15 protein-coding genes and 1 tRNA gene are annotated in these 20,513 nt (G+C 63.5%); 6 read left to right on the top strand and 10 right to left on the bottom strand.

Annotated elements, in window-relative coordinates; genetic code table 11:
• Positions 1-555: 555 nt before the first annotated feature.
• Entirely contained in the window at positions 556-1,872 is a 1,317-nt protein-coding gene (gene aroA, locus Q7W82_RS14175; protein ID WP_242159039.1) for a 3-phosphoshikimate 1-carboxyvinyltransferase, read from the top strand.
• Positions 1,873-2,214: 342 nt separating this feature from the next.
• On the opposite strand, the gene Q7W82_RS14170 is transcribed toward aroA, so the two are convergent.
• The 4 genes from Q7W82_RS14170 to Q7W82_RS14155 form a co-directional block, all read right to left on the bottom strand.
• A complete protein-coding gene (locus tag Q7W82_RS14170) occupies positions 2,215-4,737 on the bottom strand; it encodes a S9 family peptidase (protein ID WP_242159038.1) in 2,523 nt (840 codons plus the stop codon).
• Positions 4,738-5,023: 286 nt separating this feature from the next.
• A complete protein-coding gene (gene trxA / locus Q7W82_RS14165; protein ID WP_242159037.1) occupies positions 5,024-5,356 on the bottom strand; it encodes a thioredoxin in 333 nt (110 codons plus the stop codon).
• A 53-nt stretch (positions 5,357-5,409) separates the two neighbouring features.
• Complete coding sequence (locus Q7W82_RS14160; protein WP_242159036.1) at positions 5,410-7,158, bottom strand: ABC transporter ATP-binding protein/permease; 1,749 nt, start codon at positions 7,156-7,158, stop codon at positions 5,410-5,412.
• 2 nt (positions 7,159-7,160) lie between these two features.
• Positions 7,161-9,542 (bottom strand): TonB-dependent receptor, encoded by a 2,382-nt coding sequence (locus Q7W82_RS14155; protein WP_242159035.1) that lies wholly within the window; start codon positions 9,540-9,542, stop codon positions 7,161-7,163.
• A gap of 473 nt (positions 9,543-10,015) precedes the next feature.
• Between Q7W82_RS14155 and Q7W82_RS14150 the strand changes: the two genes are divergently transcribed.
• A complete protein-coding gene (locus Q7W82_RS14150; RefSeq protein ID WP_242159034.1) occupies positions 10,016-11,491 on the top strand; it encodes a PLP-dependent aminotransferase family protein in 1,476 nt (491 codons plus the stop codon).
• A 197-nt stretch (positions 11,492-11,688) separates the two neighbouring features.
• Here Q7W82_RS14150 and Q7W82_RS14145 read toward each other — a convergent pair whose 3' ends face one another.
• Together Q7W82_RS14145 and Q7W82_RS14140 are read right to left on the bottom strand one after the other, a co-directional pair.
• Positions 11,689-11,943, bottom strand: a complete 255-nt coding sequence (locus Q7W82_RS14145) for a hypothetical protein (protein WP_242159033.1) — start codon at positions 11,941-11,943, stop codon at positions 11,689-11,691.
• A 106-nt stretch (positions 11,944-12,049) separates the two neighbouring features.
• Positions 12,050-12,703 (bottom strand): energy transducer TonB, encoded by a 654-nt coding sequence (locus tag Q7W82_RS14140; RefSeq protein WP_242159032.1) that lies wholly within the window; start codon positions 12,701-12,703, stop codon positions 12,050-12,052.
• A 131-nt stretch (positions 12,704-12,834) separates the two neighbouring features.
• Between Q7W82_RS14140 and serS the strand changes: the two genes are divergently transcribed.
• The 4 genes from serS to Q7W82_RS14120 all read left to right on the top strand — a co-directional run bounded on the left by serS (position 12,835) and on the right by Q7W82_RS14120 (position 16,883).
• Positions 12,835-14,115 carry a serine--tRNA ligase gene (serS, locus tag Q7W82_RS14135; RefSeq protein WP_242159031.1) on the top strand — a complete coding sequence of 427 codons (1,281 nt, stop codon included), beginning with the start codon at positions 12,835-12,837 and terminating at the stop codon, positions 14,113-14,115.
• 384 nt (positions 14,116-14,499) lie between these two features.
• Positions 14,500-15,489, top strand: coding sequence for a LysR family transcriptional regulator (locus Q7W82_RS14130; protein ID WP_160947841.1), 990 nt, complete (start codon positions 14,500-14,502; stop codon positions 15,487-15,489).
• A gap of 213 nt (positions 15,490-15,702) precedes the next feature.
• A tRNA-Ser gene (locus Q7W82_RS14125) sits at positions 15,703-15,792 on the top strand.
• Positions 15,793-16,349: 557 nt separating this feature from the next.
• Positions 16,350-16,883, top strand: a complete 534-nt coding sequence (locus Q7W82_RS14120; RefSeq protein ID WP_242159030.1) for a hypothetical protein — start codon at positions 16,350-16,352, stop codon at positions 16,881-16,883.
• A gap of 391 nt (positions 16,884-17,274) precedes the next feature.
• On the opposite strand, the gene Q7W82_RS14115 is transcribed toward Q7W82_RS14120, so the two are convergent.
• Genes Q7W82_RS14115 through Q7W82_RS14100 form a run of 4 tightly spaced genes read right to left on the bottom strand, consistent with a single transcriptional unit; the run spans position 17,275 to position 20,409 of the window.
• A complete protein-coding gene (locus Q7W82_RS14115; protein ID WP_242159029.1) occupies positions 17,275-17,898 on the bottom strand; it encodes a nucleotidyltransferase domain-containing protein in 624 nt (207 codons plus the stop codon).
• A 2-nt stretch (positions 17,899-17,900) separates the two neighbouring features.
• Positions 17,901-18,719, bottom strand: a complete 819-nt coding sequence (locus Q7W82_RS14110; RefSeq protein ID WP_242159028.1) for a pentapeptide repeat-containing protein — start codon at positions 18,717-18,719, stop codon at positions 17,901-17,903.
• 23 nt (positions 18,720-18,742) lie between these two features.
• Positions 18,743-19,432 carry a hypothetical protein gene (locus tag Q7W82_RS14105; RefSeq protein ID WP_242159027.1) on the bottom strand — a complete coding sequence of 230 codons (690 nt, stop codon included), beginning with the start codon at positions 19,430-19,432 and terminating at the stop codon, positions 18,743-18,745.
• Positions 19,429-20,409: a hypothetical protein gene (locus tag Q7W82_RS14100; protein WP_353949489.1), complete on the bottom strand. Its 981-nt coding sequence runs from the start codon at positions 20,407-20,409 to the stop codon at positions 19,429-19,431. The genes Q7W82_RS14105 and Q7W82_RS14100 overlap by 4 nt, the downstream gene beginning before the upstream one ends.
• Positions 20,410-20,513 lie beyond the last annotated feature (104 nt).

Raw genomic sequence — 20,513 nt, 5'->3', positions numbered from 1 at the left:
CGGCGGGGCGCTTTGGTGACGAAAAGAGGTGCACCTGTAGGAGCGGCTTCAGCCGCGACAGAACGTTCCTCGGTAAATGAATCCCTTCTTCAACAGCGACAGCTTTAACGGCAACAGCAACGGCAAAAGCAACGGCAAAAGCTTTCGCGCTGACGCGCGAGTCACTTTTCTTTGCTTGTGCAAAGAAGGGCTTTACAGCAGCCGGAGGCTGATCAAAGTAACCAAAAGAAACACACCCCCGGGCGGGCTGCCCCGCGCTCCGCGCGGGGTCCGCGGACACGACGGGAATTTTCGGAAGGCACATCCATGTGCCTGCCGAAAACGACGCGCATCCTGCGCGTCGCCCCTGGCGGGGTTTTACCCGCCGTGTCCGCCAGCCCTTACGGGGGGGATTGAGAGCAACAGCAAGAGCAACAGCAACAGCAAGAGCAACAGCAACAGCAACAGCGGTGGCGGACTAGGCGTAGGCGTGGTCGCGGTAGCGCAAATACGCGGTAACGGCGCCGGTGTCGCTGAGTGGTGGTGGATCTTCGGGTGGTTGGACTTTCAGGAACGATGATGAGCAACGAGCAAGACTGGATCGCAACGCGCGGCACTGCGCTGCAGGGTGCGCTGACGGTGCCGGGGGACAAGTCGGTGTCGCACCGGGCGGTGATGTTCGCGGCGCTGGCCGATGGCACGTCGCGGATCGAGGGGTTTCTCGAGGGCGAGGACACGCGTTCGACCGCGGCGATCTTCGCGCGGCTCGGGGTGCGGATCGAGACGCCGTCGCCGTCGCAGCGCATCGTGCATGGCGTGGGCGTGGATGGGCTGCAGGCGCCGCAGGGCGAGCTGGACTGCGGCAATGCCGGCACCGGCATGCGCCTGCTTGCCGGGCTGCTCGCGGCGCAGCCGTTCGACAGCGTGCTGGTCGGCGATGCGTCGCTGTCCAAGCGGCCGATGCGCCGGGTGACCGAGCCGCTAGCGCTGATGGGGGCGCGCATCGACACCGAGGCCAATGGCGTGCCGCCGCTGCGCATCCATGGCGGGCAACCGCTGCGCGGCATCGACTTCGTCTCGCCGGTGGCCAGTGCCCAGGTCAAGTCGGCGGTGCTGCTGGCCGGCCTGTATGCCGAGGGCGTGACCTCGGTGCAGGAACCGCATCCCACCCGCGACTACACCGAGCGCATGCTGTCCGCGTTCGGCGTGGAGATCGACTTCGCGCCCGGCCAGGCGCGGCTGCGCGGCGGCCAGCGCCTGCGCGCCACCGACATCGCCGTACCGGCGGACTTCTCCTCGGCGGCGTTCTTCATCGTCGCGGCCAGCATCATTCCCGGCTCCGACATTACCCTGAAGGCGGTCGGACTCAATCCGCGCCGCACCGGCCTGCTCGCCGCATTGCGGCTGATGGGCGCGGACATCGTCGAGCACAACCACAGCGAGCATGGCGGCGAGCCGGTGGCCGACCTGCGGGTGCGCTACACGCCGCTGCGCGGTGCGCGAATTCCGGAGACCGTGGTGCCGGACATGATCGACGAGTTCCCGGCGTTGTTCGTGGCCGCGGCCGCGGCCGAAGGTCGGACCGTAGTCAGCGGCGCGGCGGAACTGCGGGTCAAGGAATCGGACCGCCTGGCGGCGATGGCCACCGGGTTGCGCAGCCTTGGCATCGTCGTGGACGAAACGCCCGATGGCGCCACCATCCACGGCGGCACGCTGGGCGCCGGCACCATCGAAAGCCACGGCGACCATCGCATCGCCATGGCCTTCGCCATCGCCGGGCAACTGGCGCAGGGCGACGTGCGGATCGAGGACGTGGCGAACGTGGCGACGTCGTTCCCGGGCTTCGACACGTTGGCGCGCGGGGCCGGATTCGGGTTGCGCGCAGCCGATTGAGGGCGCTTCCGGCCTGCGTAACCGCAGGCCGGGGTGCATGACTCGAGCGCTGCGCACGCGGAGCGATTCGCGTGCGTGTCGCGAACGCGTGCGCGGTGGAACGCGGGCACACGGTGCCGGCGCAGTCGCGCATCTCGCCTCCGCGATCGCCGCTCGGCCACCGGCGACCTACCGCCTGCCCCCACTCCCGGTGCGGCGACAAACCTGCGGCGGCGCTTCAGGCCGCCGCGCGATTGGCTCGATGCGTCCACGCAATGCCCGTCGGTCAGTCGACCAGACGCGCTGTCGGTTGCGCGCTACGTGCAGAACGCGGTAGCGCGCAACTGGGGGAGACAGTGCCCCTCATGCGACATGGCGTGCGGTATGTTGCGCCAGCAGCAGCGAATGGCCCGGGTAGTCCGTTGCCGACCACGCTTCGGCGCGGCCACCCAGGTGGCGGGCTAGGAAGTCTTCGCACAGCGCATTGAACGACATGCGGTTGGCTTCCCGCACGAAGCCATGGCCTTCGTCCGTGTAGAGCGCATAGGTCACCGCGATACCGCTCTGCCGCAGGGCGGCGACCATCTGCTCGGACTCCGCCTGCTTCACCCGCGGGTCGTTCGCGCCCTGGGCAATGAGCAGCGGCGCGCGGATGTGCGCGGCGCGATGCAGGGGCGAGCGGTCGCGCAGTTGAGCCAGTCCCTCCGCAGTGGCTGGGTCGCCCATCGCACGGTGCTGGCGGATGCGGTCCGCCTCCCAGTAGGTCGGAATAGAGGCCAAAAGCGTTTCCAGGTTGGACGGCCCGACCACGTCGATGCCGCAGGCGTAGCGCGACGGATAACGGGTGAGCGCCGACAGCACCGCGTAGCCGCCGTAGCTGCCGCCGAAGATGGCCAGACGCTTGGGATCGGCGATGCCGCGCTCGATGGCCCAGGTCACGGCGTCTTCCAGGTCTTCGTCCATCTTGCGGCCCCATTCGCCGTCCGCGGCGTTGACGAAGCGCTTGCCGAAGCCGGTCGAGCCGCGGAAGTTGACGCTCAGCACCGCGTAGCCGCGGTTGGCCAGCCATTGGTGCATGGGATTGAAGCCGAAGCCATCGCGCGACCAGGGGCCGCCGTGCACCAGCATCACCAGCGGTAACGGCGAGGTGGTGCGCAGGTCGCCTTCCTCGGCGCCTGCGGGCACCGTCAGGTAGGACACCAGCGAAAGGCCGTCGCGCGCCGGAATGACCACCGGCTGCATCCGCGCAAGCGGAACCCAGGTGAGTTCGGGACGCAGATCCAGCAGGTGCCGCATGACTTGCTTCTTGCGGTCGTATAGCCACGTGGAGGACGGCCGCGTATCGGACGACAGGGCGACGACCCATTGCTGGTCGTCTTCGGTGCGCGAGGTCAGGCGCCATTCGCCATCGCCGGCATAGCCGTCGAGGGTTTCGATGTCGCGCTCGATCGCATCGTCCAGCATGTGCAGCTTGAAGCGCTCGTAGGTCACGCCGTAGGCCAGGGGACGGTAGCTGGCCACATCGGTGATCATGCCGCCGATGTCGGCGCGCGGGTCTTCGGCCAGCACGGTGATGGCGCCGCTGTTCCAATCGATCGCCACCAGTGCGGCGGTGTCGCGCCCGCGGCTGTCGTAGGCGTACAGCGTGCGGCCCTCGACGTCGAAATGGGAGGGGGCCGAACTGCGCCCGTCTTCCGCCGAGAACACCTGCCAGGGCTGCCACACCCCGGTGGCATCGCGCCGCAGCCATTCGCTGCCGCCATCGCGTGTGTTGCGCACGGCCAGCTTCGCCTGGTAGTGCGCATCCACCACGAAGCCGGAAAAGCCGGTGTTCTCTTCCATGCACTGCATCTCTCCGGTGCGCAGATTCAGCACCTGCACATCGAAGAAGCGTGCGTCGCGCGCGTTCGAGACGATCGCGATTTCTTCGCGCCGCTCCCGGCTGATGCTTTGCACGCCCGTGCGGACGCCGGCCACCGAAGGCGTCAAGGCGCGCAGGCTCCCGTCCGAGAGGTCGGCGCCGAACACCTGAAAGTTCTCGTCGCCATCGCGGTCCTGCGAGAACAGCAGCATGCCGGGAACGTAGGTCCAATTGAAGCTCTGGATGCCGCGACGCTTGTCCCGGGTGATCTGTCGGGACACGCGCGGGTTGCTGCTGGGCGCGGCCCAGATGTTCATCACGCCATCGCCGTCTGCCAGCCATGCCAGCCATTGCCCGTCCGGGCTGATGCTCATGGAGGCCCGCGCCGGGTTGGCGAACAGGTGCTTGCGCGGGATGAGCGCCGCGGGCGCGTCGCCGTCGGCCGCATGCAGGATGTTCTGCATCACCAGCGCCGCCTGGCGCCATTGCTTGCCGTACTGGCTCTTCTGTTGCCGGTAGTAGGCTCTCAGCCGCTTCGCTTTCTCGGGATGCTTTTGCTCCAGCAGAGTGAAGACATTGGTGTAGTTGGTGTCCCCGGGCTCGCGGCTGGCCATGTCTTCCGCATGCAGGGTTTCCAGCACCTGCTTCATGTCGTCGTCTTCTGCCTGGCCCCACGGATAGACGGCCATGTTCGCGGCGATACGTGCGTTCATCCAGCCGCGCAGCGTGTCCGACACGGCGCTGCGGGACTGCATCGGGTCCCAGGCCGCGGCTTCGATGCACGTTCCCACGGATGCGGCCACCGACCCGGGCGTCTGGGCGTCGGTTTGCGCGACCGCCGCGCGGCGTGCCTTGCGCCAACTGGCGCTGTCGATGTCCTGGCCCGCCAGGCGTGCCGCATGCAGCGCGGCCACGCCTTCCAGCGCTTCGGCCAGGCCCGCGGCAGCGTCCAGGTGGTTCAGTCCGTGGGTTTGGCCGTTGAGCAGCTCCAGTAGGCTGCGGCTACCCACGGTGTCCATCGCCATGCCAGGCGCAATGCCCTGCATCAGGTGGATGCCCCAGGACACACCGAGCGTCGAATTGGCTGCGACCATCGAATCGATCGTGAGGGCGAGCCACTTCGGCAGGCCGTAATCGGCTTCCCAGCGGTCCAGGTCGTCGCCTTGCAGCAGGCTGCCGATGAAGCTGCCGACCTCGCCGTTCCAGTACAGCGGGCGATGCTCCCATCGCCCGGCCTTTTCCAGGGATTGCAGCGTGTCGATCGCCTGCCGGCGCAGGTCCGGGTCGCCATGGTATGCGCGCAGGGTCATGTCAGCCTTCCAGGCAGTCGTCGATGAGCTGGGCGATCCGGGTCTTGGAGACCAGGCCCACCAGGCGGGCTTTTTCCTGGCCGTCCATGAACAGGATCATGGTGGGCAGGCCGCGCACGTGGAACTGCTGCATGGTTGCCTTGTTTTCGTCCGCATTGATCTTGCACACGCGCGCATCGCTGGCGTAGTCCTCTGCGATGTCGTCCAGGATGGGCAGCAACTGCTTGCAGGGAGCGCACCATTCGGCCCAGAAGTCCACCAGCACGGGGCCGGAGGATTGGAGGACGTGTTCTGCAAAGCTCGCTTCGGTGATGGCGGTGACGTGGGAAGACATGGTTCGGTCCTGTGGTGACGGAGAAAAGAAACCAGATATGTGCGAAGGCCGATTCAGACCGTCGTCGGAGAGGGTTCTGCACCGTCGCCGGCCTGGCTGCCGCTTTCGCAGCGGCGCGGCGTGAGGTCCAGCACGTGGTCGTGGTAGGAGGCCAGCGATTCGCGGTGCGCGACGCTGATCAACGTGCCGTTCGGCAACGCGTGCAGCAGCGCCTGGTACAGCGCTTGTTCGGTATCCGGATCCAACGCACTGGTGGCCTCGTCCAGGAACAGATAGTCGGGCCGGTGCAGCAGCGCACGGCAGATCGCCAGTCGCTGCTGCTCGCCGCCGGAGAGCTTCTGCTGCCAGCGGTCGCTGTCGTAAAGCCGATCCGCCAGCGCTGACAGGCGCACTTCATGCAGCGCCTGGCGCACGCGCGCGTCGTCGAAATCCTCGGGCTGCCCCGGATAGCACAGCGCGGCCTTGAGCGTGCCCTGCGGGATGTAGCTGCGCTGGGGCAGGAACATCAGCTGTCCGCCCTGCGGGTGGCCGATCTCGCCTTCACCGTAAGGCCAGATGCCGGCGATGGCGCGCAGCAAGGTGCTCTTGCCGACCCCCGAGGTGCCGCGCACCAGCCAGCGTTCGCCCCGGCGCATGCGCAGTTCGGGGATGGCGGCCAACTGTTCTCCGTCTGGCTTGTGCAGGGCGAGGTTCTGCGCTGCGATGGCATCGCCGGTGGTACGCCCGATGTGGATGCCGGGGGGGAGCGCGTTGACCTCCTGGATGACGCCCAGCAGATCGCGCAGCCGGTTGCCCAGGGCCCACCATTCGGTGAAGGTGACGTAGGCCTGGCTGAAGAAAGCCAGGCTGCTGCTGACGGCGGTGAAGGCGCCGCCCGCGCGCGTCACGTCGCCCATCGTGATGGCGCCCGAGAGATAGCGCGGCAGCGCTGACGCGGTCGGCAGGAGGTGGGAGGAGAAGATCGTCGAATAGGTTTCGCGCGCCAGGATCAGTTTGACGTTGCGCGCGATGATGTCCCGCCAGTTGGCCCTTACGTCCTCGAAGGATGCATCCAGCCGCTGCTTTTCCTGCGCGCCGCCGTCGTAGAAGGCGATCTGCTCGGCGTTCTCGCGCAGTTGCATGCCGCGGTAGCGAAAATTGGCTTCCACGGTCTGGCGGCGATTGAACAGATAGATCAACGGGCGGCCGGTGAGATGCGAGATCAGCAACGAACCTGCCGAGTACGCATAGACCAGATAGACCATGTAGCCGGGAATGGCGAAGTCGATGCCCCAGAGCGTGAAGCGCAGCGTGCCGGACAGGTTCCACAGAACGACGGTGAAGGACGCGGCTCCGACAACCACCTGGATGGGGTTGAGGAACAGCTGCAGCGTCAGCTCGATGAAACGCGGAATGTCCTGCGAGATGCGTTGGTCCGCGTTGTCCAGGCCGCCATCCCGTTCGATGGCGTAGTACGTGCGCTGGCGGGTCCAGGCGTTGACGAACCAGCGTGTCATGGCGGTGCGCCACTCGTACTGCTGCAGTTCCGTGATCGCGAACAGCAGCACCATGGAGACCAGCATCGCCAGAATGCCGGCGATCCATGACAGGCCCAGGCTGCGCCAGATGTCGTTCCACTCACGCTTCACCAGCGCATCCACCACCTGGCCCGACAACTGGTTGGCCCAGACGGCGACGTAGACGCTGGTGAACATGAGCAACAGCCGTGTCGCGAGAAGCACCCAGCCGCGCCAGCTTTCGCGCGACGTCCAGTAGGGCAGGATCAGGTCGCGCAGGCGGGGACGGTGGCGTTGCACGTGCATGGTCAGAGCTTGAACTGATAGGTGAGCGTGAACGTACGCTTGTCGTAGACGGGAACAAACAGGGTCGAGTTGGAAAAGCCGTACAGCATTCGGTTCGCAAGGTTCTTCACGCCCAGACGCAGCGACCATCTCGGCTGGGTATAGGCGATGCCGGTATCGATGCGGGCACCACCGGGCGCGCTAGGCTGTCCTTTCCTGATGCCCAGGACGGAGTCGTCCCATGCGCTGATGCCGAAGGCGACGCTCAGGTCGCGCAACCGCTCCGACTGGAAATCGTAGGTGCTCCACAGGCTGACCTGGGTGCGCGGTCCTGCGCCGGGCAGCAGGTCCGGATCGAACAGGCTCTCGCGCTTGTTGTAAGAGTAGTTGAAGATGAGGTTGAGCCCGGGCATGGGGTTGCCCGCTGCCTCCAGTTCCACGCCCCTGGATCGCTGCCCGTCGATCAGGGTGTTGCAGTTGAGCGCGCGATTGCGCTGCAGCAGGTTGAACTGATCGATCTGGAACACGGCGGCCGACCAGGAAAAACGGTCGTCCACGTTGCTCTTGATGCCCAGTTCCCTGCTCTTGGACTGGGTGGGCGGGGTGGACGACGACGACGTGCCGCAGATGGTCAGGTCGGAGAACAGCGGCATGAAGCCTTCGGCGTAGCTGCCGTAGATCGAGGTGTTCGCGTCCAGGTTGTAGATCAGTCCGGCATTGACGGTGTTCTTGCTGAAAGATCGCTTGGGTGTCGTCATGTCGGGCGTGGGGGGATTGGTGTACACGGTGATGAAGCCGGGTCCGGTGTCCATGCGGGTGTGGCGCAAGCCCGCCACCAGCGTCCATTGCTCCCATTTCAGGGTGTCCTGGAGGTACAGGCCCAGTTGTTCCTGAGGCGAGTAGGAGCGGTAGGAGCGGCTGCCATCGCTACGCACCAGGGCAGGGAAGGGGGACTGGGTCGGCTGGTCGAAGCGGACCACCGCTCTCGGGCCGTTGTACTGGGTCTGGTCGAAGCTGTAATCGGTGTGGTTGACGCCGGCCACCAGGCGTTGCTCCACCGGCCCGGTCGCGAACCGGTAGCTCAGGTAGTGATCGCCGCTGGTGGTGGTCTGGTTCGAGCGGGTGATGGTGCCGCTATAGCTCAGCAGCAGGTTGGAAACGCTGATCGGAAATTGGGGTGTCCACAGCGCCAGATCCAGGTCGGTGCTCACGCGTTGCATGCGGCTGTTGAATTCCAGTGCGTCCGAGAAGGAATGCTGCAACGTGTAGAACACCGAGCGCGTGTCGGCATCGACGCCATTGCTCCTGTTGCCGGGCAGGGTGGAGGGAGGCGGCTCGATGAAGCCGCGGATCGCCACCGTGTACCGGTCGATTGGCGTGTGCGAGTCGTCGGCCGACACGCCGAAGATGAAATCCGTATCCGCCGTCTTCCAGCGCACCTCGCCCAATCCATAGTGCTGCGAACGTCCGTCGTACCCTGCGAAGCTGCGACTGGCGCGCGTGGCCGAGGTGATCAGGCGATAGCTGAATTCCTTGCTGCCGTTGATGGCGCCGGCCAGGTCGAGGGTGCCGGTGCGTTCGGCATGGCTGCCGTAGCTGACCGATGCATTGCGGATCGGCTCGGTCGTCGGCTTCTTGGTCACGATGTTCAGCGTGCCACCGATGGCGTTCGCACCGGCGAGCAGGGCTTGCGGTCCTTTGAGCACCTCGACGCGCTCCACGCCGGCGACGTTGGTCTTGACCGAATTGGGATTGGTCAGCCCATTGGACAGCGTGGCGGCGTTCGCGCCGAAGCCGCGGATGTTGAAACCGCTGGACCCCTGCGTCGCGGGTTGCACCACCACGCCGGCGACATTGCGCAACGCGTCTTCGACGGTCGCGGACTGCTGGGTCTCCAGCACCTTGGCCGTCAGCACGGTGATCGACTGCGGCACGTCGCGCAGATCGGAGTCGCCGCGCGTACCGGTAGAGGATCTGGAGGCGTGGAACCCGGTTTCGGCCTCGTCGCGCTTGGCGGTGACGGTGACCGAATCGAGTTGCTGCACGAACACGCGGATCGAGCCATCGGAGGCCGACGCCATGGTCAAACCGCTGCCCGAGACGGCCGCTTGCACCGCGCCCTGTGCGGTCGTCTGGCCGGAGATGGCGGGGGCGCCGATGCCCTGGACGTCTTTTTCCTGGAACTGGATGGACTTACCGCTGATCCGAGCGATCGCCTCGAGGGTGGCAGACAGAGGGCCGGCCGGAATCGAGAAGTTCAAGGGCTCCGGGGCGACTTGCGTCGTTGCGGCGGGGCCGTCCTGCTGCTGGGCATGCACGCCGGCTGGCAGGGCGAGGGTGAGGGCGGCGTACAGCGCGGTGGAACGAAACGGAGTCGGCTTGTGCGGGGACTTGATGGGAGACACGGTGGAATCCTCTGGAGTGGCGTGGTTGGCAAATCGCTGTCAACGGACGCGATCTGGTGTTCCGTAGCTGCAAGTCATGTGTTTAGTACGCTTTTCAGGCGACTTATCCCGACGCGACCCTCCCGGTGCGCCAGCCTCGTCAGGCGAGGCATTGGCCGAGCATGCCACGCAAAAAGTGTTTGGTACAGATGAATTTGGCGTGCTGTCACACGCAGGTAGGCAGTCGCGTATATATGGGCGTGTTGTCCGTCGCGTATGGCACAATTTTGGTGCGGTGCTACACGAAAGGTGCGCTCTGCGGCGAGGCTGCGCGCCATGATGGTGCGTCGGGCGTTTTTGCTGAATGGGCATGCCGGCCAACTGTCTGGCAACTGCAGTCATCCATGTGGCTCAGGCGGTCGGTCCGGGGTGTCGCCGGTCTATGATCCTGTGGCCTACACCTCTCCTCTTTCTCTTCGGCACACGCTCCGCCCATGCCAACGCCCCCTTCCACGAAGAACGGCTCCAAACGACAGCGCAAGGCGGCGCCGGCCGCACGCACCAACGGGCCGCTGATCGATCGGATCTTCGATGACGTCAGAAAACGGATCGAACAGCAGTCGCTGGAGATCGGCGAGCGCCTGCCGTCGGTCAGGGCGATGGCCGCCAGCATGGCCATCAGCAATGAGACGGTGTTGCGTGCCTACGACAAGCTGGCGGCGGCTGGCTATCTGCAGGCCCGTCGTGGCTCGGGCTTCTATGTGGCGCCGCAGGCCCGTCAGTTGGGCAAGTCGGCCCCGGCCGGAGGGTGGGCCGGACCTGCGGCCCCTGGTTCCTGGAGCCACTTGTTGCGCTCGGACCAGGCGCATGGCGGTTCGGCGCTCGGCACGCTCCCTGTCGAATGGATCGGGACCGAGGCGCTGGCCCAGGCCCTGCAGGCGCTGGCCGCACGCCCTCGCAGGAGCCTGTTCGAATACGCCGACGTCAGCGGCTGGCTGCCCTTGCGCGAGGCACTGAGTGCCCGGCTGCGCACGATCGGCATCGGCGCAAGCGCCGAGCAGATCGTCACCACGGCAGGCGCCACCGATGCCCTGGACCTGGTGATCTGGTCCTTTCTCTATCAGGGGCAGTATGTGCTGGTGGAGGAGCCGGCGCCGTTCCTCCACACCCAGCGGCTCATGGCCAGCGGCCTCTGGGTGCTGCGCGTGCGCCGCCTGCAGGATGGGCCCGACCTGGAGCAGTTGGCGGAACTGTGCGAGAAGTACCAGCCGAAGGCATTCTTCTGCAGCGCGGTGCTCCACAACCCCACCTCCACCAGCATGTCGCCGCGCAAGGCCCACCAGCTGCTCAAGCTCGCCGAGCAGCATGCGATGTGGATCGTCGACGACGATACCTATGGCGACCTGTTGCCGCGCAGCAAGCTGGGGGCGGTCACGCGGCTGGCCGCGCTCGATCATCTGGAGCGGGTGATCCATATCGGCAGCTTTTCGAAGACCATGGCCCCCGGGCTGCGCGCTGGCTTTCTGGCCGCCGGCAGCCAGCGCATGGAACGCCTGCTGCTGATGCGCTCGGTGGGGTCCATCCACTCCTCGCTGCTCACCGACCAGCTCGTGCACCACCTGCTCACCGAAGGTGGCTACGAGCAGCACTGCGAAAGGCTGCAGAAAAAGCTGGCCGTCAGCGGCGATGCGCTGCTGGCGAAGATCCGCGCCCGCGGCTGGCAGGCGATGGAGGCCGGGGCGGGCATGTACCTGTGGGTGTCGTTTGGCGAAGGCGTCGATGCGCTAGCGGTGACGGACATCCTGCGCGCGGACGGCATGATGCTTGCGCACGAAAGCACGTTTTCGAGTCATGGCGTCCACCGGCACGTACGCCTCAACGTCGCCCGCACCGACGATGCCATGCTCGACCGGATCGCGGCGGCCGTCACCGCGGTCGTGGGACGCCAAGGGGTGCAGGTGGAGTCCTGAGCCGCGGCTGCGCGTGGACGTGTGCGCGGGAGATGTGGAGCTCAGCGCAGTGCTTTTCTTGGCGACGGTGGGCTGGTCGAGACATCGCCAGCTCCGCGCATCTCGACACACCTTGCACGCCGGCTGGAAAAAAGCGGGGAGTGCGCCAGCGTGGCCGCGTCTATGAAGAGGGCGTGAGGCGTGCGGTCGATCCGCGATCAGTGTGCCGGCTGCGGGCGCGGCGGGTCGACCTTCGGCGTTGAGGTCGTGGTGCGGTCGCTGCTGCTGCCCTCGTCGTTCTGTACCAGGGCCAGCCACCAGCCAGTCACCGCCAGGGCCAGTGCGACCACGATCACCCAGGCCCAAGGCGAGCCGCGGTCGGCGCGGGCATGCGGCTCCCTGCGAACGGACGGTCGCGCGGAAGGGCGTTTCCACGCATCCAGCGGCTGTGTCGACTTGTAAGGGGTGGGCATGGCGGCAACTCCGGTGCCGTGGGAGCGGGGCCAGTTTCGCCCAAGACCCGGCCCGGCGGTGTCACCCGTATGTGAACGCCGCCCGCGCGTCCCGGCGGCGATTCAGTTACGGCCCCGGCTTGAAGTCGAACGGGATCTCGATGCTGGCGGGGACTGCGCGGCCGTTCTGCTGTGCGGGGCGGAACTTCCAGCGGCGCACGGTTTCCATCGCCGCGCGGTCCAGGTCGCGCGAGCCGCTGCGCCGCACCAGGGCCACGCCGGCGGGCGCGCCGCTGGCGTCGACCTCGACCCGCACCACCACGGTGCCGGCATCGCCGCGGCGCAGCGCCGCCGGCGGATAGCGCGGCGGCGGGGTCTGTCCTTCCAGCGGCACCGGGCGGTCGCCCGGGGCCAGCGCGGTGGCCGTGCTGCCGGCGCCATCGCTGCCTGCGGCAGGCGCTGGTGCTTCCGTAGTCGGCGGCGGTGCCGGTGCGGTCTCCACCAGCTTCGGCGCGTCGCCGGCGGGCGCTGGCTTGGCCTGCGGCATGCTGCTGGCGGCGCTGCCGGCCGGCAGCGGCTCGGGCAGCGGCTTCACCTGTTCGGTCTCCTGCTGCACCTGGGCCGGCTGCGGCTTGTAGAAATCGTTGTCCTTGCGTCCGACCAGCCATACCACCAGGAACAGCAGCAGGCCGACAGCGAAGGCGATGCCGACGATCGCGAGCAGGCGCCGCGGCAGATGCAGCACGATGCCGGACTTGGAGGACGAGGGCGACGTGGACATGGGGCTCACCGTGGGGAACCGCCCGATTCTGGCATAGCCGCGGTGAATCGCGCGCCGCGACGGGTGCGGGTCGGCAAAACCGCGACGGACAGGCGATAATCCCGGGTTCGTTCCCCTGGCACCCCGCGCCCATGCTCGATCCCGCTCTGCTTCGCCAACAGCCCGCCGACCTCGCCGAGCGCCTGCGCACCAGCCGCGGCTATGCGCTGGACGTGGCCGTCCTGGAGGCCCTGGAGGCCGACCGCAAGCGCATCCAGGTGCGGACCCAGGAACTGCAGAGCCTGCGCAACAGCCGCTCCAAGGCGATCGGCCAGGCCAAGGCCAAGGGCGGGGACGTGACCGCGCTGATGGCCGAAGTGGCCGGTTTCGGCGACGAGCTGAAGGCCTCCGAGCAGCGCCTGGACGAGATCCGCGCGCAGTTGGAGACGCTGGCGCTGGAGATTCCCAACCTGCCGCAGGCCGACGTGCCCACGGGCAAGGACGAGGCCGACAACGTCGAACTGCAGCGCTGGGGCAGCCCGTGCAGCTTCGATTTCGAGGTCAAGGACCATGTCGAACTCGGCGCACGCCACGGCTGGCTGGACGGCGAGTCGGCGGCCAAGCTGTCGGGCGCGCGCTTCACCGTGCTGCGCGGGCCGATCGCGCGCCTGCACCGCGCCCTGGCCCAGTTCATGCTGGACCTGCACACCGGCCCGCACGCCTACCAGGAAACCAACGTGCCGGTGATCGTCAACGCCGACAGCCTGTACGGCACCGGCCAGTTGCCGAAGTTCGAGGAAGACATGTTCGCCACCGCGCTGGGCGAACAGAAGCGCTACCTGATCTCCACCTCGGAGATCTCGCTGACCAACCTGGTGCGCGACGAAATCGTCGAGGCCGAGCGCCTGCCGCTGCGCATGACCGCGCACTCGCTGTGCTTCCGCTCCGAGGCCGGCAGCGGCGGCCGCGACACCCGCGGCATGATCCGCCAGCACCAGTTCGAGAAGGTGGAACTGGTCAGCGTGTGCCGCCCGGAGGACAGTGCTGCCGAACACGAACGCATGACCCGCTGCGCCGAGGTGGTGCTGGAGACGCTCGGCCTGCCGTACCGCAAGATGCTGCTGTGCACCGGCGACATGGGCTTCTCCGCCAGCAAGACCTACGACCTGGAAGTCTGGTTGCCGTCGCAGCAGACGTATCGTGAGATCTCCTCCTGCTCCAACTGCGGCGATTTCCAGGCGCGGCGCATGCAGGCGCGCTGGCGCAACCCCGCCACCGGCAAGCCCGAGCTGCTGCATACGCTCAACGGCTCCGGCACCGCGGTCGGCCGCGCCATGATCGCGGTGATGGAGAACTACCAGAACGCCGACGGCTCGATCACCGTGCCCGACGCGCTGCGCCCGTACATGGGCGGGGCCGAGCGGATCGGCTGATGGCTCGGGCCCGGGGCGTCGGCTCCGGGCGATCCTCTGGCGTCGCCGCTAGTTGTTGCGGCGACGCGCTGTGTGCGACTGCGCGTGCGGGCTTGATTGCCCATGTTTCACGCGCCGCGCTGTGCACCCGCATGTTTTCGACTTGGCAGGGCAGGGCATTCGCCTGCATGTCCCATTACGCCATGCAGCACGCGCCGCGAACGGCGTTCCGCGTGCACCAAACCCCGCACCCGTCACCTCGCGCTAGCCCGGCCAGGGTTACCCTGCGTTGTCCGTGCGTGCCTGAGTCCTGCGAGCGCGACCGGCGTCCCTGCAGCGCGAATCGTTGTAGGAGTAGAATGAACCGGATCCGATTGTCCCCATCGTTCTAAATATCGAAAGAACATGCACGACCTCAACGATCTCTACTACTTCGCCATGGTGGTCGACCACGGCGGGTTCGCCGCCGCCGAACGCGCCCTGGGCATCCCCAAGTCGCGCCTGAGCCGCCGCATCAGCCAGCTGGAGAGCGATCTGGGCGTGCGCCTGCTGCAGCGCTCCACGCGCCGCTTCGCCGTCACCGACCTGGGCATGAGCGTGCATCGCCACGCCCAGACCATGCTGGCCGAGGCGCAGGCCGCGCGCGAAGTGGTCGACCGGCTCAGCGCCGAGCCGCGCGGGCTGGTGCGGGTCAGCGTGCCGGTGTCGCTGGCGCAGATGCAGTTGCCCAAGCTGCTGCCGATGTTCCTCGACCAGTACCCCAAGGTGCGGTTGCAGTTGAACATCAGCAACCGCCGTGTCGACATCATCAACGAAGGCTACGACGTCGCCCTGCGCGTGCGTTCGCGCCTGGACGACGACGGCAGCCTGGTGATGCGCAGCTTCGGCCAGGTCCAGGAACTGCTGGTCGCCAGCCCCAAGTACCTGGACCGCGCCGGCCGCCCCAAGGATCCCGAGGAACTGACCTCGCACGTCACCCTCAGCATCAGCGAGGACGAGGCGCGGCAGCGCTGGGAACTGCACGGCCCGGCCGGCGAAGTGCGCCGCGTCGACCTGCAACCGCGCGTGGCCGGCTTCGACTTCCCGCTGCTGCAGTCGATGGTCAAGGACGGCTTCGGCATCACCCTGCTGCCCGAGACCGTCTGCGCCGAAGCCGTGCGCAACGGCGAACTGGAAGTGGTGCTGCCGGAATGGTCGCTGCCCCAGGGCATCTGCCACGCCGTGTTCGCCTCGCGCCGCGGCCTGCTGCCGGCGGTGCGCGTGTTCATCGACTTCCTCGCCGAACATCTGCCGCGCCAGATCGAGGCTTCGCGCCTGGACTGCGGCGGCAACTGCCCCGAACGCACCAAGGCCAAGCATTCGACCCTGGGCGCGATGGCGGTCGAGGCGGGTTGACCGAGACGCCGGCCGGGTACGTCGGTCGCGCAAAACCGACGCGGGCGTGCGAAAATGCGCGCCCGTGCCGGTCGTTTTGGGTGCGGGGTGCATGCGGTGCTGTCAGCGGCACCGACCGCGCCGAGCGGGACAGGCACTGCAGCGTCGCGCTTCCGCGGCGTTGTGCTTCAAGCGGCTGCGACGCTCTTCCGCAGTACCGCCGCGTTCGCAAACGGAGAGATGGCCGAGCGGTTTAAGGCACCGGTCTTGAAAACCGGCGAAGGGTCAAACCTTCCGTGGGTTCGAATCCCACTCTCTCCGCCAACAAGCTATGCAGCTGTATGAAGCTTAAGGACTTTCCGGCTGAACGGTTGACTGTTCCCCGCTTTGTTCCCTACGTAATGGAATGCAGCCCGTTTCATCCTTGCTGGCGTCGATTCGACAGCTGCAAGCTGAGCCATTGCTCCATGCTCAGGCTGGATTGGCTATTGTTGCGGGCGTCGCCGCTCCCCTCTGGTTCGCCCTGCTGGCTCCGGTAATCCAAGCCTCTTGAACACTCGACCGACCTGGGTCGCAGTCCAGCGCCCACCTCGCCGAGTAGGCCAGTCGTTCTCATTCAACCATTCCGCGTACTCGATATGGAGCATGCCTCCATGTTGGCGGGTCGCCTCCATCAACTTTTCGCCGGTTGCACGCGCGTAGTCGTCTGCGAGCTTCCGCCGCTTGTTGTTCGCTCTCTTGGTGCCGGCGTTGCGCACCTTGAGAAGGTCTGGGTTGCCGCCGGGCCTGGCCAAAGTGGAGTCCGTAATTGCGAAATGTAAATAGTACCAATAAGTATCACATAAGAGCACAAGCGCACAACGCTCTTGAAGGCATAGGCAATGGACGACACGGATTCAAAGTATTCGAGAACTGACTTTCAACAACAGGCCACAGACTGGCTCCTGCGCGGAGAGCATAATGTCATGGTGACATTGACCTTCAGTGGCGAAGATGGGGTTAGCTACAAGTTTGCGGAGAAGACATTCGGCACCTTCGCCCACAAGCTGAAGTGCCACCTATTCGGCCGGAAATCGAAGAAGCGGATTCCCATGTGTCCGATAGTGGAAGACTTCGGTAAGGAGATGACGTGGAGCACATCGCCGCCGAGTGTTCGACAGGGAACACACATCCATTGCCTCATGCGTCTGCCAGATAGCCCCGTGGCTTACAAGGAAGTAGTCCGGAAGCTTTGGCGGTCTTCAGGAAAGTTGTGCGGTGACCCAAAAGTGAACTGTCCGAATAGAGACGATTGGTTCATCGAGTTGGATAACGAGTACGACAGGAGCGAGCTAGCCCACTACGCCCTGAAGAAATGCTACGACAACTTTGATGGAGTGCTTGTTCTGTTTATACCCATCAGACCGACGACTTAAGAACTCGATTCACTTCGTATGGAGGCATGTCGCCTCGGGTATATCGCTGGCTACGGCAAAGGGGAGTAAAGCTCTCCCCTGATTTATTATTGGGGAATTTTGACACGAACAAGTTCCTCACGAAGCATCGAGGTTATCTCAGATATACGAACTGACCTCAGCTTGTATTCCTCGGTAACTTGCTCTTGGCTCTTATTCGCTAGAAAGAACAGCCCTTCCCCCGCAGCTACGACTAACTTAACAAGACGACTTTCCTGGTCAAGTACGTTGACCGCGACCCATCGGTCAATCGCTCGTTTAGACAGGCCAAACAGTTCCTCACGGGCACAAGGAGTCTGGTTGACCAAGCTCAGAATGGTTCGTTGGGCGTCAATCCTATTGCTGAATTCGCTCATTGTTCGACTGCTCGCGTTAATCTTTCCATCCATGCGGCGATGTAATCAAGCTGCGAAATAACGACACACTCGTCTGTCTTGTTAATACTTTTTCCCACGCCACGCGTGCTGAGTATCCGTGCTCGCTCGATAGTGTCAAAAGCATCTTGGTCGATTCGAAGACTATGGGGCCCAAGACGCAGGGCCGAGTACCGTGAAAAGTCTGGGCTGTCGCCAGCGCCAAGAGAGAAGCATGTGGCAAAGTTCCGCACTGCGAGAAAAATAGTGGAAAGTTCAAATACCCGGCTATTTGTTCCTTGGCTCAGCGAGGCGGATGCTCTCTTGAAGAGTGCCGCAAACTTGGCGCAATCAGTTAGGGCTGAGTTGTACCGTGCCGGCCTGCCCAGCATCTTCAAATAGTCGTCCCCATCACTAGAATAGATGAGCTTCGACTCCAAAGAAAGGTGCCACGCAAATGGAGCGCCCTCCACCCACATATCACGTAGCCTGCCATAAGAATAAACCGAATATATGTTAACGTCAAACCTCGAATCGAAACCGTCAGTCACTGCCAGCAAATCAATGTCCGAGCCGAGAGTTACCTCACCTCGACAGACCGAGCCGAAAGCATACAGGTGCATAATTATCGCCTGTTGAACCTCTTAACGATGATTGCCATGAAGAGGGCAAATAGAATCAAACGAGCCAACGCAATGGTGCTCAAATACCAGCCTGAATAGCTTGAGGGGGCCTCAATCCCCAAAAATATTTGTGGAGCAGTAGCCAATCCTTCTAAATAGCTGGTGACTACCGCTGGGTTACGGCGGACAATTGCGTCAACCACTGCTATTCCGACGAAGAGCGCAAGCACAGTGCGTAAGAGCTTCAACGGGCGCTCACCGTTTCCCCAAATTATGTCGAGAACTTTGAAGCTTGCCCAGTTAGCCCATTGCCTCAGCCGATTGATGCCTGAATATTTTTTTCGATAGTAGGACTCGTTCGATCTCCATGACTTGTATAAGTGCGCCTCTGTGGCTGCGAGTTCCACTCCGATAGCTTTGTTAACCGAAGTCGCATCTCCTAGCTGCTGATAATTCATTCTAAGTGAGCGAGCAAATCTCAACTTTAGGTTCTCGCTTCCAGGACATTCTGTGGATAGAATGTCACTACTTATGTCTGTTCGCTCGAATATTGCATACTCAAATTTACAGCCAGTAAAAGATGAGCCATGAAAATTGCACGCAATGAATCGGCAGCCAGTGAAATCACATGAATCAAAAATGCAACTGCGGAGATAGGCTGCTTCAAAAGTTGAGTAGCGAAAATCAACACGAACAAATTTTTGCTGTTTTGCTACCAATCTCACGAACAGCTGGTTTGCGAAAGCTGCGCCTGCCACGTCCGCGGTGAACTTGCAATCCTCTTGCTTAATCTTTCCGCTGCCGGATAGCGCCTTCAGCATCTTCCTTCCCCTTCGAGTTGTGGTCACTCGATAGCTCGGCGCAATGTTTCCCTGAGCACTTCAAGCAAAACGGACTCCTCATGGATTGAGAAGCCCGTAACCGTTGCGGCACAGTTCGACGACAGCAAAATTGTGCCTTTCGTGCCTGGCTTCGGCCGTAGGCGAACCTTTTCCACGACATATGGCTTCCCTGCGACAATTTCCTTAGCTGCGGCGCTCGCGTCGCCACGGCCAGACTTGACGATTGCTCTCGCGGTGGCGCCATCATGAAAAGCAATACCCCCAACTTGGACCGCATCAGGCGTTAGCTTGCTTGGGGATTTCTTCATAAAAGCAGCCATCCAGGCGTCCACGTCGACGCTTATCGACTTCACCGCGAACTTGAAATCTGTAACCTGACTCAGGAGCGAAAAGAAGGGCTGCAGACTTCTCGAGCCATTTTTTAATTCCAAGCCGGGATTCATATTAGAAACAATGAACGCCTGCTCATTAAACGACAGTCTTTGATATGATGACTCCTTACCAAAAGGGTCCATAACCACCTCGGTTAGCTCGATGCGCTGGATGTATCGTGCCTCAATTGAATCCCGTCTGATCCGGTCTATAACGAATCCCTCCGAAGAGTCGTTAGCAAACCGCTCGGTTTTAAGGGCGTTCGCCAGCTGGCGTAGCGTCACCCCCCATTCGGCCTCTAGCCATCGCACACGACTCATGGCCGATTGACCTTTCCGCTAGCAGTCCCTTCGTCTGTATCATTCAACTCCTGAAGATCGTCCAGCGTTTGCCGCGCAAACACTTCTAGTGCCTGCAAATGCTGCTCTCGCTCAATGGAATCGAAAGACCGAAAGGTGGTCGCATAGCTCCCATCTTTTGTTCTTGGAGCATAGCGTACGCTGTATCGGAATCCAGTTCCTGTAGCGCCATTTTCAAATCCCGCCTCAAATCTCACCAAGTGATATGGGGACGCCCGATGTTCAGCCCGCCACGTTATGGCAGTAACGAAATAGCCACTTTCTAAGAGTTGCTTGTATTCTGGGGAAACGGCGAGATTTTCTCCGGACATCGCGACGCTTCGGACATACGAAAGAATCTCTTCCTTAATTTCCTCTGGGGCCTCATCCTCTAGAGAAAGCTCGTCGTCCTCATCGAGCCTTTCGCTGGGCGAGACGCGGACATTCGTCACTGTTCGGTAGGTGTAACCAGGAAGCTTAGACATCAATGTTGTAAAGAACTTCGTTCGAAGTTCGGGCGTCAGTGTTCCCACCTCGATTTGGATGGTGTCAATCTCTTGCTTCTTAAGTCGACTCAGTTTGTCCTGAAGATTGGCTACAACTTCGCGGGCCTTATCGCTAGCCGGCATGCGCACCGAGATAGCGCCGCCTGCCGCCTTGAATTCGATCCTAGCCTCTTTGGGCTGCCGTTGCGCGAGGCGAGTTTTGGAAAAATCAAACTCATCATAGTCAATCTCCAAGACGGCTGATTCCGTCCCTGTGAGATTGAACTTCACCGATTCTGCGTCTTTCTTCTCTTCCTTGTAGGAGCCAAGCACTGCTTTGAGTTCGTCTTGAGTAACCGATGCATCAATCGTAAGCGTGGTTGTTTTCTCGCCTCTGCTTGACGGCTGTCTGCGGTCAATAATGTCCACGATGTCGAAGTAGTCATGAGCAAGAATGGATAGCTTGTCTGCCAACTCTTCTCTCGTTTCCTGAGCGGAAAAGAATATCCCCCGCGCCCTAGCCAATTCACGGAGCACGCCTTCAGTTATGCGCTGCTTACTGGAAACCAGGAGATCAT

The sequence above is a fragment of the Xanthomonas indica genome (assembly GCF_040529045.1).
Taxonomy (GTDB): domain Bacteria; phylum Pseudomonadota; class Gammaproteobacteria; order Xanthomonadales; family Xanthomonadaceae; genus Xanthomonas_A; species Xanthomonas_A indica.
The sequence above is the reverse complement of the archived record's forward strand: the minus strand, read 5'-3'. Positions and strand labels throughout refer to the sequence as shown.

Bases quoted from the DNA above. Each gene is read 5' to 3' on its own strand.
- Q7W82_RS14170 (WP_242159038.1), bottom strand. From the start codon at position 4,737: ATGGCGATGGACACCGTGGGTAGCCGCAGCCTACTGGAGCTGCTCAAC.
- trxA (WP_242159037.1), bottom strand. From the start codon at position 5,356: ATGTCTTCCCACGTCACCGCCATCACCGAAGCGAGCTTTGCAGAACAC.
- Q7W82_RS14115 (WP_242159029.1), bottom strand. From the start codon at position 17,898: ATGCACCTGTATGCTTTCGGCTCGGTCTGTCGAGGTGAGGTAACTCTC.
- serS (WP_242159031.1), top strand. From the start codon at position 12,835: ATGCTCGATCCCGCTCTGCTTCGCCAACAGCCCGCCGACCTCGCCGAG.
- Q7W82_RS14110 (WP_242159028.1), bottom strand. From the start codon at position 18,719: ATGCTGAAGGCGCTATCCGGCAGCGGAAAGATTAAGCAAGAGGATTGC.
- Q7W82_RS14160 (WP_242159036.1), bottom strand. From the start codon at position 7,158: ATGCACGTGCAACGCCACCGTCCCCGCCTGCGCGACCTGATCCTGCCC.
- Q7W82_RS14105 (WP_242159027.1), bottom strand. From the start codon at position 19,432: ATGAGTCGTGTGCGATGGCTAGAGGCCGAATGGGGGGTGACGCTACGC.
- Q7W82_RS14145 (WP_242159033.1), bottom strand. From the start codon at position 11,943: ATGCCCACCCCTTACAAGTCGACACAGCCGCTGGATGCGTGGAAACGC.
- aroA (WP_242159039.1), top strand. From the start codon at position 556: ATGATGAGCAACGAGCAAGACTGGATCGCAACGCGCGGCACTGCGCTG.
- Q7W82_RS14150 (WP_242159034.1), top strand. From the start codon at position 10,016: ATGCCAACGCCCCCTTCCACGAAGAACGGCTCCAAACGACAGCGCAAG.
- Q7W82_RS14120 (WP_242159030.1), top strand. From the start codon at position 16,350: ATGGACGACACGGATTCAAAGTATTCGAGAACTGACTTTCAACAACAG.
- Q7W82_RS14130 (WP_160947841.1), top strand. From the start codon at position 14,500: ATGCACGACCTCAACGATCTCTACTACTTCGCCATGGTGGTCGACCAC.
- Q7W82_RS14140 (WP_242159032.1), bottom strand. From the start codon at position 12,703: ATGTCCACGTCGCCCTCGTCCTCCAAGTCCGGCATCGTGCTGCATCTG.